Origin of the sequence: Paenarthrobacter sp. NPDC090517, assembly GCF_044769165.1 — a bacterium.
Classification (GTDB): Bacteria; Actinomycetota; Actinomycetes; order Actinomycetales; family Micrococcaceae; genus Arthrobacter.
Map to the genome: position 1 here is coordinate 349,579 of NZ_JBIVXN010000002.1, position 12,874 is coordinate 362,452.

The following is a 12,874-nucleotide window of genomic DNA, read 5'->3' on the forward strand; positions in this document are numbered from 1 at the left end:
GGTTGAACAGTTGTACCATCAAAAAACGACTTCAGGAAGTGCCATGACCCTTCAGACCACCCCCTTGGCCGCAACGACGCAGGCTCCGCTGGGGCAGCATCCGCTTGAGCAGCTCTCGGCGGGGGAGATCCAACAGGCCCGCCGGATTCTGGCAGAGACCGGCCTCGTCGCAGAGACCACACGCTTCGCCTACCTCGGCCTGATCGAACCGCCCAAGACCGCCTTTCGGGGAGATGCCGCAGATGCCCCCCGCCTGGTCCGGACCATGCTTTGGGACGCGGCACAGTCGCGCTCCCTCGATGTCAGGCTGTCCCTGACCACAGGACTCGTCCTTGATACGCGTGAACTCAACCCCGCAATCGACGGCCAGTTGCCGGTCCTGCTGGAGGAATTCGGGATCATCGAGGAAATCCTGGCTGTAGATCCACAATGGAACGCAGCACTGGCCAGCCGTGGCCTGACCCCGGCGCAGGTCCGCGTAGCTCCACTGTCGGCAGGCGTGTTCGAGTACGGGAACGAGGAAGGCAAACGGCTTCTTCGCGGCCTCGGATTCCGACAGGACCACGCCGCGGACCACCCGTGGGCCCACCCGATTGACGGGTTGGTGGCCTTCGTGGACGTGGAAAACCGCCGAGTCAACCACTTGATCGACGACGGCCCCGTGCCAGTACCGGAGGTCAACGGCAACTACACCGACCCCGCAATTCACGGCGAGCTCCGCACGGACCTGAAGCCGATAGAAATCACTCAACCGGAAGGCCCCAGCTTCACGCTGGAGGGCAATCACCTGAAGTGGGCAGGCTGGGACCTGCGCGTGGGCTTCGACGCGCGCGAAGGATTGGTGCTCCACCAGCTGCACCACTCGCACCAGGGACAGCGTCGGCCGGTGGTCCACCGCGCGTCCATCTCCGAAATGGTGGTCCCGTATGGCGATCCGTCTCCCTACCGAAGCTGGCAGAACTACTTCGATTCCGGCGAGTACCTGGTGGGCCGGGACGCCAACTCGCTCAAGCTGGGTTGCGACTGCTTGGGCGACATCACTTACATGTCCCCTGTGGTAGCTGATGATTTCGGCAATCCCCGCGTGATCGACAACGGCATCTGCATCCACGAGGAAGACGCGGGAATCCTGTGGAAGCATACGGACGAGTGGGCCGGCTCCAACGAGGTACGACGCAACCGCAGGCTGGTGGTCTCCTTCTTCACCACCGTAGGGAACTACGATTACGGCTTCTACTGGTACCTCTACTTGGACGGCACCATCGAGTTTGAGGCGAAGGCGACAGGCATCGTGTTCACGGCAGCATTGCCGGATAAGGATTACGCCTACGCTTCAGAGATCGCGCCTGGACTAGGCGCCCCCTACCACCAGCACCTCTTCAGCGCCCGGCTGGACATGATGATCGACGGCGACACGAACCGGGTTGAGGAACTGGATCTGGTGCGCCTTCCCAAAGGCCCCGGGAACCCGCACGGCAATGCCTTCACCCAGAAGCGCACCGTGTTGGTACGTGAATCGGAGGCAGTCCGCGATGCCGACGGCGCCAAGGGAAGGGTGTGGCACATCAGCAACCCCCGCTCCTTGAACCACCTTGGCCACCCTGTGGGCTACACCCTCTACCCGGAGGGCAACCCCACGCTGGCAATGGCCGATGATTCCTCCATTGCCTCGCGGGCCGCCTTCGCTAAGCATCACCTTTGGGTTACCCAGCACGCCGAAGACGAGCTCTACGCCGCAGGCGACTTCGTCAACCAGCACCCAGGAGGTGCAGGGCTTCCCAGCTACGTGGCCCAAAACCGCGACATCGATGGCCAGGACCTCGTGGTGTGGCACTCCTTTGGCCTGACCCACTTCCCCCGTCCAGAGGACTGGCCCATCATGCCCGTTGACACCACCGGCTTCACACTGAAGCCGCACGGCTTCTTCGACCAGAACCCCACGCTCAACGTGCCATCGTCTGCCGCCGGGCACTGCGCACCTGCAGGGCAGAACGCCGGCGGCTGCGGACACTGACGGTTTCATCCCCGGTTGCCCCTGCGGGGTCGCGCGCCCCGGCGTTCCCGCGGTGGTAGGGTGCTCACGGTCCGCCATGTCCACCCGCCCGAATGAAGGAGCAGCATGCCCCGCTTGGTTGATCACGAGGAACGTCGCCGTTCCATCATCGAGACCACTTGGCGGCTGATCGCGGAGCAGGGCATCGAGAACGCCAGCATGCGGGACATCGCCCGGGAGTGCGGCTATGCGGCACCAGGGGTGCTGGCCCACTATTTCCCCAATAAGGACGCCCTGCTGCTGGCGTCCTACGAGTTGATCTGCGAACGCACCAACGAACGCATCGCGGCTGGCACGGCTGGCCGCCGCGGGCTTCCGGCCCTTCGGAGGTTGTGCCTGGAAATCATTCCGGCCGACCCCCTTACGGTGGTGGAAGCCCGCGTTGCGGTTTCGTTCTGGCAGCGCGCGCAGACGGAGGACGCGCTGCGCTCCGTGGGCAGGGAGGCCCTGTTGCACTGGCGTGGGCTGGTGATGGGATTCCTTACCCAAGCAGAGCACGACGGCGAATGCGAACCTTTGGCGGACCCGGATGCGGTTGCTGATGAGCTGCTGAACGTCATGATGGGCCTGCACGTGACCTCCATGCTGGATCCGGATGCCGTCACTGGTTCCCGGCAGCGGCATCTGGTGGAGCGTGCGCTGGCGCGGTTGGCTGTCCGGAAACAGCCGGCCTAGCTTCGGGCAGAGCGCGCGGCAACGATTTGGTGGCGCACTGCTTGCGCTACTGCACGCACCCTCGCTGTGGGGCGATGGGACTTAAGGTGCGCCAGAACTGTCTTCAGTTCCGGCACGTCGTCGCGGATTTCGACGGCGGCCAGCTGGCCGCCGTCGTACGTCAACTGGTGTTGTGGCCGCTGGTGAAGGATGGAATAGCCGAGGCCCCGGGCTACGAAAGTTCGCACCGTTTCATAGCTGGCCGAACGGAACCTGATGTCGGGCTCCCGGCCACCGAGCCTGGCGATGGAGAGCATGAGGTCGCGGGTGTGCGGCAGGTCCAGCAGCACGAAGGGTTCACCGCTCAATGCGGATAGCTGAACTGCCTTTGACCCTGCCAGCTTGTGATCTGGCGGAAGTGCCACATAGGGCCTGACAGTATCCACTACCGAACTGGCTATCGCGTCGGGCAGGTCGAGGTCGTAGCACAGCGCCAAATCCGCCTGCCCGCTGAGCAATGCGGCGATGCAGCCCGAAGTGTCGGTTTCGATGACTTCCGCTTCGAGGGCGGGGTGGTCTTCCCGCAGTTTGGTCAGGACTCCGGGCAGCAGGAAAGGCGCCAGCGTGCTGAAGCAGGCAAGACGGATCCTCCCGGAGACGCTTTGGTGTTCTCCGCGTGCGTGGTCAATGCTCTCCTCAACCTGGGCAAGGATGGCTTGGGCGTCCCTGACGAACAGCTCGCCGGCCGGCGTGAGCACCAGGCCTTTTGAGCGCTGCCTGATGAAGAACTGGGTCCCAACGTGCCGCTCCAGCTGAGCTATGGCCGCCGAGACTGCTGATTGGGCCACGTTGAGCCGAACGGCTGCCCCTGTCATGGACAGCTGGGCTGCCGCTTCCACGAAGTAGCGCAACTGCGTGAGTGTCACATCCATGAGAAGAGGCTACGCCATTCATCGGAAAAGTCGATGCAATCGTTCTAAAAGAACTGTTGGACAGATTTAGAGCACCGAAGGAAGCTGAAGAAGACGAGCACCGTCCAAGAACTGAAAGGCAAACCGCGACATGAGGCACCAGCGTATCCGTACGTTCAACACGAAAGAGACCTATCCGGAGCAGAACTTGGATAACGACCTGTGCCAGGCCGTTGTGGCCAACGGGGTGGTTTACCTCCGGGGCCAGATCGGGCAAGACCTTGAGACACGCGAGTCCGTGGGCATCGGCGACGTCGAAGCCCAGACGGAGAAGGCAATGGCCAACATCGACATGTTGCTTAAGGAGGCCGGCAGCAGCCTTGAAGATATCGTCAAGGTCACCGTGTACCTTGTGGATCCGCGCTACCGGGAGACCGTCTACCGCACCATGGGCCGTTGGCTCAAAGGCGTCTTCCCGGTTTCCACTGGAATTGTTGTCCAAGCTCTTGCACGCCCGGAATGGCTCGTGGAAATCGACGCTACTGCAGTGATCTCCACGGCTGCCTCGGAGGGACGCGCATGACGTTCAGTATTGCCGCCACGGACAGCCACGGAAGGTTCGGCATAGCCGTCTCCTCGTCCTCCCCCGCTGTCGCTGCCCGGTGCGCGCACCTGCGCGACGGAATCGGCGCCGTCAGCTCCCAGAACATCACTGATCCCCGGCTGGGGACAGCATTGCTGGACCGCTTGCAAGCCGGCTATTCCGCACAAGAGGCGATTGACGCCGTCGTGCAGGAATCACCTGCGGTGGACTATCGCCAGCTCGTGGTCCTGGACGCAAGCGGCGGATCCGCAGTGTTCAGTGGTGACCATACCCTTGGCGTGTTTGGTGAGGGCCGGGGTGCCAACAGTGTGGCTGCCGGCAACATGCTCACTCATCCGGGTGTTGCTCAAGCCCTCTGCGACGCCTTCGAAGCCACGGCCGGAGAACTTGAAGTGCGGCTCATGGCTGCCCTTCGAGCGGCCGAGGCAGCCGGAGGCGAAGCCGGACCCGTGCGGTCGGCCGGCATTTCGGTGGTGTCCGGACACGGCTGGAGGGACACGGACCTCCGCGTGGACTGGCATGACCACCCGATCGCGCAACTGGAGGAGCTCCTGGGGGTTTGGCTTCCGCAGCGGGAGGACTACGTAGTCCGCGGCTTGGATCCCGCAGCTTCCGTGAGTTATGGAGTTGCCGGCGATGAGCGCTGAACCGGCAACCACCACCACTCCAGCGGTTCAAGGCCAACGGGTACTGGATTCCGTCAGCGAGCAGCAGCCGCAGCTGATCCATCTCTCCGAAACCTTGCACGCCAATCCCGAACTCGGATGGCAGGAACATCGTGCCGCCGGCTGGACCGCGGAGTACCTGTCCGCGCACGGCTTCGAGGTGGAAAGGGAGTACCTGGGCTTCCCCACTGCGATCCGGGCTGTTTTCGGAACGGGCTCCCGCCGCGTTGGACTCATGGCTGAGTACGATGCCCTTCCAGGCCTGGGCCACGCGTGCGGCCACAACATCATCACGGCTATCTCATGTGGTGCCGCTGTGGCCTTGGCCCAGTTCGTTTCCGAGCATGACCTCACCGTGGAACTCTATGGAACCCCGGCAGAAGAAGGCGGGGGCGGAAAGATCGAGCTGCTCAAAAAGGGGGCCTTCCGCGGCCTGGACCTGGCCATGATGGCGCATCCCAGCCCCGTCGACTCCGCCGAGGCCCGCCCTTACGCGGTGGCCCACAACCATGTGGAATACAGGGGCAAATCAGCCCACGCCGCTGCCTATCCCGATCAGGGCGTCAATGCCAATGACGCCTTCATTGTTGCGCAGGTGGCGTTGGGCCTCCTCCGCCAACAGTTGCCTCCCGGTACCAGGGTCCATGGAATCCAAACACGCGGCGGCGAAGCACCCAACGCGATCCCTGAAAAGACGGAGGGCCGCTGGTACGTCCGTGCAGAATCACTTGCCCGGTTGGGTGAGCTGGAGGAGCGTGTCCAGCGGTGTTTCGAAGCCGGGGCTGTGGCGTCCGGCTGCGAGTTGTCGGTGACTCCGGAATCCGAACCCTATTCGGAGTTCCGCACGGACGAGCGGGCACTGGAGCTTTATGTGAAGCATGCGGAGGCTCTTGGCCGCGATTTCAGTGCCCCGCCTGAGCAAGCCACCATGAACCGGGCTTCCACGGACATGGGGAATGTTTCCCAAGTGGTTCCGGCCATCCACCCCTACATAGGACTTGGCTGCTTCCCGGCGGCCAATCACCAACCCGAGTTCGCCGCGCATTGCGTCGGTGACGCAGCCAACCTTGCCATTCACGACGGCGCAGCCGCCTTGGCGCTCACGGCACTGGATTACCTGGCAACGTAGCCAGGAGTCCGGCGTCGGGAGCATTTTCCAGGAACAGGACCATGACACAACAAGAATCTCCTCCCTGCTTGGGAGTACGACGAGAGCACGACAGCCTCGGGGACGCGGACGTTCCCGAGGCTTCCTACTGGGGCATCAGCACGCACCGGGCCGTGGACAACTTCCCCGTCAGCGGACGAACCATCGGCACCCTGCGTTCCCTCATCTGGAGCCTGGGTGCCGTGAAATACTCAGCAGCACGGGCAAACGAAAGCCTGGGCCTCCTTCATCCGGACAAATCCGCAGCCATCCAAAAGGCGTCCGTGGAAGTCATGGATGGCCTCTTTGATGACCAGTTCGTGGTGGACACCATCCAAGGCGGTGCCGGGACCAGCACCAACATGAACGCCAACGAGGTGATTGCCAACCGTGCGCTGGAGCTGATGGGACGCCGCAAGGGAGACTACTCTGCGCTTCATCCCATTGATGATGTGAACCGCAGCCAGTCCACCAACGACGTCTATCCGACGGCCATCAAGATTGCGCTGCAGCGGGAAATATCGGAATTCTGCGCGGAGCACTCCAGGCTCATCCAGGCATTTGATACCAAAGCCGCGGAATTCGCCGGCATCATCAAAGTGGGCCGCACCCAATTGCAGGACGCTGTACCCATGTCCATGGGACAGGAGTTCGGGGCATTCGCTGACACCCTCCGGGAGGATGGCCACCGGCTCCTTGAACTCCTTCCCCACTTGCGGGAGTCCAACCTTGGAGCCACGGCCATCGGCACCGGCATCACGGCCTCCCCCGGCTACCGGGAATCGGTGATCAGCGAGCTCAGTTCCATCACATGCCTGCAGCTCACCTCCGCGACCAACCTCGTGGAGGCAACCAGCGATACCGGCGTCTTCATGCTCGTCTCCGGCGTCTTGAAGAGGGCGGCGGTGAAGCTTTCCAAGATCTGCAACGACCTCCGTTTGCTCTCCTCCGGTCCGCAGACGGGGTTTGGAGAGATCTTCCTGCCCGCAGTGCAGGCCGGGTCCTCCATCATGCCCGGTAAGGTCAACCCGGTCATCCCGGAAATGGTCAACCAAGTAGCCTTCCGGGTGATCGGCGCGGATGCCACTGTGACCATGGCCGTGGAGGCAGGGCAGCTCCAACTCAACGCCTTCGAACCGGTCATTGCTGACGCTTTGCTTGAGTCGATCGCCTGGCTCACAGTGGCCTGCCGCCAGCTCCGGACGCACTGCGTGGACGGCATCACGGCGAATACGCAGATGCTGCAGCAACGGATGGTGGAGTCCATCAGCGTGGTCACCGGACTGGCACCCTTGATCGGGTACGCCGCCGCCGCAGAACTGGCCAAGGAGGCCCTCGCAACCCAGCGAGGCATTGCCGAATTGGTGATTGAGCGCGGACTGCTTGACCCGCAGAAAATGGAGGCGGCCCTTTCGGCCAGGTCGCTTGCTGGGCTCGGTTAAAGCCACCCACCGCAAAAGGGGGACCACGCCAGTGGCGTGGTCCCCCTTTTGCGGTTCTAACGTCAGACGGCGCCGCTTGCCACCAGCGCATCCTGCTCGTTGTGGACCAGGTAGCTCCGCTGGATGGTGATCTGGTCGGCCACGTACTTGGCGTCATGCCAGACACCCCAGATGAAGCTGGACCCACGGCGGGACTGCCATGGCAGGCCCAGGAAGTAGATGCCAGGCTCGGTGGAGACACCGCGTTGCTGCAGCGGCTTTCCCTTGTCATCGAAGGCGTCCACTTGCAGCCAGCTGTAGTCCACTGCGAAGCCTGTTGCCCACACGATGGAGGTGACTCCGGCCGCCGCGAGGTCCAACTCGCGGATGGGGTTGGTGAGGCTCTCCGGGTCCGGCCTAAGGAAACGGGCCTCGGGCTCCTCAGGAAGATCCAGGCCGTTGCGTTCAACATACGCGTCGGCTTCGTCCAACAACTCCAGGTAGTGTGCGTCACCGTTCGCAATGTTGGTGCGGAGGTCATCCGCGAAGCGCATTGTGCCGTCCAGGAACGCCGTTGTCCGTCCCACGAGTTTGATCCCGTTCCCGGCGAGCGCGCGGAAATCGACCGTGTGTCCGCCGTCTGCCCCGCTGACCGCTATGGTTACGTGTTCTGCGCCCAGAGCCGGGGTTGAGGCGTCCCACTTGCCGAGGACCCCCAGCCACCAGCAGAAGTCCCGTCCCCGGTAGTTCCGCGGAGGACGGTCATGCGGCCCCACCGAGAGGTATACCTGCCGGCCCGAGCGCTGGATTTCCGCGGCGATCTGCACGCCCGATGAACCAGCCCCGACCACCAGCACGGCCCCTTGGGCCAGTTGGCCAGGGTTGCGGTACGAGCTTGAGTGCATCTGCATAAGTCCGGCGGTTTCGGGAACGACGGCGGGAATCACCGGACGCTGGAACGGCCCGGTGGCGGCTACGACATAGCGCGCGTTGAACTCACCATCGGACGTTTGCACGTGAAAGCCAGGCGCACCGACGTTCCTGCGCACGGACTTTACTTCCACGCCGCAGCGGATGGGCGCACCGATCTTCTCGGCATACGCCACGAAGTAGTCGGCTACCTGCTCCTTGGAGGGGAAAGAGCCGGGCTCGATGTCGGTGAATTCCAGGCCCGGGAAACGATCGTGCCAGGCAGGCCCATTGGCAACCAGGGAATCCCACCTCATGGAACGCCACCGCTCGGCAATGCGGTGGCGTTCAAGAACGATGTGGGGAATTCCCCGCTCGCTCAGGTGCTCGCTCATCGCTACACCGGCTTGGCCTGCCCCTACGACGAGGACCTCAACCTCTTGGCTTGACATGTGATCTCCCTATATAGCGAAAGGTCACAGCGCTCATCGACGGGGAACGACTTCAAGGTGTCGTCCCCGTTGCCGCTCCCCTCGTTGGGAGTGCCGGCTGATATGACGGACGCTGCGGCCCTTTTCTGTGACGGTCATTTCATTCTCACGCGCACAAAGTGCATCTGCATAGCGAATAAAACCGCGCAACCGCATCGGAAATTTTGATGATGTCTGAGGTAACTGCCTCGTCGACTACCGGGAGAGCTCCTCCAGTAACTCCAACACGTGCCGGTACTGGGAGCCCGTGGCGCGCGTCATGCCAAGCTCGCAGGTCCGGTTGCAGGAGGCATGGGCAGCAGCGCGCATGTCCGCTACCTCCGTTGCCTGGCGTGCGGTTGCCGATGCCGTCAGTTCAGGATGCAACATGCCCCTGTCGCCGGCGAACGCACAACAACCCCAGTTTTCTGGAATGTCCACACGATCCGCCACGGCACCGGCCACCACGCTGAGGGCATCGTTCAAGCCCATCCGCGTAGACGAACAGGTGGGATGCAGCGCCAGAGAACCAAGCCTTTGGTACTCAGGCAGGCAAGGCAGGATCCGCTCGACTGCGAAGTCCACGGCGTCCACGATGCGCAAGGGAAGCTGACCCTCCGCCGGGACGTCGGATTCCACCGCATGGCGCAGGCCTTCCGTGCAGGATGACGCATCGCAGACGATAGGTAGGTCACCGTCACGGGTTGCTTGACGAAGCGCTGCCAAGGTTTTCGCTCTCATGGTTTCCTGGCCGTCAGCCATCCCCTTGGAGGACCACGGCGTTCCACAACACAGGCCGTCAATGCCTTGCGGCACCAGGAGGGTGAGGCCTACCCGGGCGGAAAGCTGCTCCAAGCTGTACTGCACGCCGCGCCCGGTAGCTCCGGGCGAGTCGAACCCTGCCGCTCCAAACATCGTGTTCACGCAGGCCGGAAAGTACACCGCGTCCACGTGCCCTGCAGGGATCGGGCGTTTTCGCGCTGAGCCTCCTCCCGGCAGTTCCGGGGAGTAGAGGGGTACGGTATCTGCCCCAAGGACTGCCCGCGCTGCCTTGTTGGGCGGAGTGACGACAGCTGATGGGAGCTTGTCCACCACGGTCAGCGCAAGAGCCGCTCCCCGGGTGACTCCTTCCCAATGCTTGGCGGCGGCGTTCCACGCACCATTGGCGAGTTTGCCGGCGTCGTTCCTCCTGAGGCGCTTCACCAGCGAACCTGTGTTGATATCCACCGGGCACGCTGTTTGGCACATACCGTCCACGGCGCAGGTGTCCACCGATGCGTACTCGTAGTCCCGCTCGAGCTCTTTCACCAACGCCATGTCCCCGGCCAAACGCGCGGATTCGATGGCACGCAGCGTGACGATCCTTTGGCGCGGCGTGAGGGTGATGTCCTTGCTGGGGCAAACCGGCTCGCAATAGCCGCAGGAAACGCAGCGGTCCACTTCCTCCGCTACCGGTGGGGTTGTTTTGATGTGCCGGAGGTGGGCCATGGGGTCCTCCTCCATCACCACCCCCGGGTTGAGCATCCCGGAGGGGTCGAAGAGGTGCTTGATGGTGCGCATGACGTCGTAGAGCTCGTCGCCGTACTGCCGGCGAACGAAAGGCGCCATGACCCGCCCCGTGCCGTGCTCCGCCTTCAACGAGCCTCCTTCGGCAAGCACCAGATCCACCATGTCCTCGGTGAACGCGCTGTAACGGTCCAGTTCGGACGTGGAAGCAAAGCCATCAGTCAGCATGAAGTGGACGTTGCCGTCCTTGGCGTGGCCGAAGATCACACTGTTGCTGTAGCCGTACTTTTCAAAGAGCCCTATCAGGCCACGGCAGGTGCGGCCCAGCACGGGCACCGGCACCACAATGTCTTCCAACAGTGCCGTGGTGCCCTGGGGACGCGCCCCCGCCACGGAGGCATAGAGTCCCTTCCGCAGCTGCCACAATTGACTGCGCTCCCTGGCGTCTGCGGTGAATTGCGCAGGAGCTGACAGACCAAAGCCCGTCAGGATTTCCGAACCGCCGGCCTGAAGCTCTTCCAATTGGGCGGCGCTTCCTGCGGAGTACTCCACCAGAAGTGCGGCATGGTCCTGGACAGCTATGTCATGAACGACGGCGGGCGTCCCCTTGAGCGTCTGGCCCACCTTGAGTGACAAGGCATCCATGAGTTCGATGGTCGCGGCTCCCGTTTCCACCAGCGCGGGAAGAGCAGCGTTTGCTGCCTCAAGATCCGGGAAGACCAACAGACCCGCTGCAGCGTGCTGTAGCCGCGGAATGGTGCGGAAGACCGCCTCGGCAACGAATCCCAGAGTGCCTTCGCTGCCGATGATCAGGTGCGCCAGGATGTCTACCGGATTCCGGAAGTCCAGCAGGGAGTTCAGCCCGTACCCCATGGTGTTCTTCATGGAAAACTGCTGTCGGATCCTCCGAACGGAGTCAGGGTTGTTCCGGACCCGCTCCGCCAGCTTCACCAGGCCTTCGTACAACGCCGGCTCAAGGGTTCGGAGCTTTTGCTCGGCGTCCGACTCCCCGGTGTCAATGACCGTCCCCGACGGCAGCACTACGGTCAGCGACTCCAGAGTGCGGTACGTGTTGTCCACGGTGCCGCAGTTCATGCCGGAGGAGTTGTTGGCTACTACCCCGCCGATGGTGCAAGCAGCTTCGCTGGCAGGATCCGGCCCGAACTTCCGGCCGTAGCGCGCGAGCCTCGCATTGAGTGCCCGAACAGTGACGCCCGGCTGGACGCGGACCCGGCCGCCGTCGTCGAGCACTTCAATATCCCTGAAGTTCCGGCGAACATCCACCAGAATGCCATCGGTGACGGCCTGCCCGCTCAGGCTGGTACCGCCGGAACGGAACGTGAGCGGCACTCCCTGGGTTGCGCTGGCACGCAGCAACCCACCAACATCCGCAGCGCTCTTCGCCGTGACCACCGCCTGCGGAATCAACAGGAAATGCGAGGCATCATGGGCATTGGCATGGAGATCAATCGCCCGGGTACTTACAACGGCCGGATCCTGCACCGCAGCACGGAAGCTTGAGAGGTCAAGAGAAGCCACTAGGGCACCATCCAATCCAGTACGGGAGTGGATTGCATTATGTCAGCAGCCCATCGGCCCTAAGGGACGGTGACCACAATTTTCCCGCGCGTATGTCCTTCCATATTGAGCCGGAAGGCATCAGCGGCCTCGGCCAAAGGCAATGCGGTAGCCACTTCCACCCGGATTTTGTGCTCGTCCACCAGATCGGCGAGCTGCTGCAGCTCGGCCCCCACCGGGTTGACCCACATCCAGGTGCCGCCGTGGGCTTCCACCTCGCTGTCGGCGATGGAAGCATGCCGTCCGGTCCCGGCCAGGACCTCCAACGTTGCCTCAAGATTGCCGCCTACGAAGTCGGCTACGACGTCCACTCCATCCGGATGCAGCGCCTTCACCCGATCAACGAGCCCCTCGCCATAAGCAACGGGTTCGGCACCCAGCGACCGCAGGAAGTCGTGGTTCTTCTCCGACGCAGTCGCGATGACCTTCGCGCCGCGTGCCACCGCGATTTGAATTCCAAGGGACCCGACTCCGCCGGATCCGCCGTGGATCAGCACAGTCTCGCCGGACGTGAGTCCCAAGCGGTTGAGGACCTGGAAAGCGGTGAGCCCAGCCAAGGGAAGCCCTGCCGACTCGTTCCATTCCAATGACTCCGGCTTACGGGCGAGCAACCGCTCCGGCAGGGCAATGTACTCGGCAAAACTGCCGCCGTGGACGTAGTCCTTGCGGCCGTAGGAGATGACTTCTTCACCGGGTTTGAAGTGGGGAGCGTCAATACCAACAGCTTCCACAACGCCCGCCACGTCCCAGCCGGGGATCGCCGGGAATTGAAGGTCCATGAATGAATCCAGGTAGCCGGCCATGATCTTCCAGTCAACCGGGTTTACCGAGGCTGCTTTCACCTTGACCAGCACCATTCCCGGCCCAACCTTTGGCATGGGCTGCTCGGTCAGTTCCAGCACGTCCGGGCTTCCGTATTCGCTATAAGTAATTGCCTTCATATGAGCGCCAACTCC

At 63.0% G+C, this 12,874-nt stretch carries 10 protein-coding genes; 6 read left to right on the forward strand and 4 right to left on the reverse strand.

Annotated elements, in window-relative coordinates:
• Window positions 1-43: 43 nt before the first annotated feature.
• Both ACIQTW_RS10415 and ACIQTW_RS10420 read left to right on the forward strand, forming a co-directional pair.
• Window positions 44-2,014, forward strand: a complete 1,971-nt coding sequence (locus tag ACIQTW_RS10415; RefSeq protein WP_402936731.1) for a primary-amine oxidase — start codon at window positions 44-46, stop codon at window positions 2,012-2,014.
• Between the two features lie 105 nt (window positions 2,015-2,119).
• Window positions 2,120-2,728, forward strand: a complete 609-nt coding sequence (locus ACIQTW_RS10420; protein WP_402936732.1) for a TetR/AcrR family transcriptional regulator — start codon at window positions 2,120-2,122, stop codon at window positions 2,726-2,728.
• On the opposite strand, the gene ACIQTW_RS10425 is transcribed toward ACIQTW_RS10420, so the two are convergent.
• Window positions 2,725-3,639 (reverse strand): LysR substrate-binding domain-containing protein, encoded by a 915-nt coding sequence (locus ACIQTW_RS10425; protein WP_402936733.1) that lies wholly within the window; start codon window positions 3,637-3,639, stop codon window positions 2,725-2,727. The genes ACIQTW_RS10420 and ACIQTW_RS10425 overlap by 4 nt on opposite strands.
• Window positions 3,640-3,769: 130 nt before the next feature.
• On the opposite strand from ACIQTW_RS10425, the gene ACIQTW_RS10430 reads away from it, so the two are divergent.
• The 4 genes from ACIQTW_RS10430 to ACIQTW_RS10445 are packed head-to-tail and all read left to right on the forward strand — an operon-like array spanning window position 3,770 to window position 7,476.
• On the forward strand, window positions 3,770-4,201 hold the full coding sequence (locus ACIQTW_RS10430; RefSeq protein WP_402936734.1) for a RidA family protein: 432 nt from the start codon (window positions 3,770-3,772) through the stop codon (window positions 4,199-4,201).
• On the forward strand, window positions 4,198-4,869 hold the full coding sequence (locus ACIQTW_RS10435; protein WP_402936735.1) for a DUF1028 domain-containing protein: 672 nt from the start codon (window positions 4,198-4,200) through the stop codon (window positions 4,867-4,869). The genes ACIQTW_RS10430 and ACIQTW_RS10435 overlap by 4 nt, the downstream gene beginning before the upstream one ends.
• A complete protein-coding gene (locus tag ACIQTW_RS10440; protein WP_402936736.1) occupies window positions 4,859-6,016 on the forward strand; it encodes a M20 family metallopeptidase in 1,158 nt (385 codons plus the stop codon). Before ACIQTW_RS10435 ends, ACIQTW_RS10440 begins: the two co-directional genes overlap by 11 nt.
• A 41-nt stretch (window positions 6,017-6,057) precedes the next feature.
• Entirely contained in the window at window positions 6,058-7,476 is a 1,419-nt protein-coding gene (locus tag ACIQTW_RS10445) for an aspartate ammonia-lyase (RefSeq protein WP_402936737.1), read from the forward strand.
• Between the two features lie 62 nt (window positions 7,477-7,538).
• On the opposite strand, the gene ACIQTW_RS10450 is transcribed toward ACIQTW_RS10445, so the two are convergent.
• The 3 genes from ACIQTW_RS10450 to ACIQTW_RS10460 all read right to left on the reverse strand — a co-directional run bounded on the left by ACIQTW_RS10450 (window position 7,539) and on the right by ACIQTW_RS10460 (window position 12,859).
• Window positions 7,539-8,816, reverse strand: coding sequence for a flavin-containing monooxygenase (locus ACIQTW_RS10450; RefSeq protein WP_402936738.1), 1,278 nt, complete (start codon window positions 8,814-8,816; stop codon window positions 7,539-7,541).
• Window positions 8,817-9,050: 234 nt separating this feature from the next.
• The gene (locus tag ACIQTW_RS10455) at window positions 9,051-11,879 is read right to left on the reverse strand and encodes an FAD-binding and (Fe-S)-binding domain-containing protein (protein WP_402936739.1); all 2,829 of its coding nucleotides are present in this window, start codon (window positions 11,877-11,879) and stop codon (window positions 9,051-9,053) included.
• A gap of 59 nt (window positions 11,880-11,938) precedes the next feature.
• Window positions 11,939-12,859: an NADP-dependent oxidoreductase gene (locus tag ACIQTW_RS10460; protein WP_402936740.1), complete on the reverse strand. Its 921-nt coding sequence runs from the start codon at window positions 12,857-12,859 to the stop codon at window positions 11,939-11,941.
• Window positions 12,860-12,874: the final 15 nt, after the last annotated feature.

Coding starts and splice junctions, on each gene's coding strand:
- ACIQTW_RS10415 (WP_402936731.1), top strand. CDS start 44: ATGACCCTTCAGACCACCCCCTTGGCCGCAACGACGCAGGCTCCGCTG.
- ACIQTW_RS10420 (WP_402936732.1), top strand. CDS start 2,120: ATGCCCCGCTTGGTTGATCACGAGGAACGTCGCCGTTCCATCATCGAG.
- ACIQTW_RS10425 (WP_402936733.1), bottom strand. CDS start 3,639: ATGGATGTGACACTCACGCAGTTGCGCTACTTCGTGGAAGCGGCAGCC.
- ACIQTW_RS10430 (WP_402936734.1), top strand. CDS start 3,770: ATGAGGCACCAGCGTATCCGTACGTTCAACACGAAAGAGACCTATCCG.
- ACIQTW_RS10435 (WP_402936735.1), top strand. CDS start 4,198: ATGACGTTCAGTATTGCCGCCACGGACAGCCACGGAAGGTTCGGCATA.
- ACIQTW_RS10440 (WP_402936736.1), top strand. CDS start 4,859: ATGAGCGCTGAACCGGCAACCACCACCACTCCAGCGGTTCAAGGCCAA.
- ACIQTW_RS10445 (WP_402936737.1), top strand. CDS start 6,058: ATGACACAACAAGAATCTCCTCCCTGCTTGGGAGTACGACGAGAGCAC.
- ACIQTW_RS10450 (WP_402936738.1), bottom strand. CDS start 8,816: ATGTCAAGCCAAGAGGTTGAGGTCCTCGTCGTAGGGGCAGGCCAAGCC.
- ACIQTW_RS10460 (WP_402936740.1), bottom strand. CDS start 12,859: ATGAAGGCAATTACTTATAGCGAATACGGAAGCCCGGACGTGCTGGAA.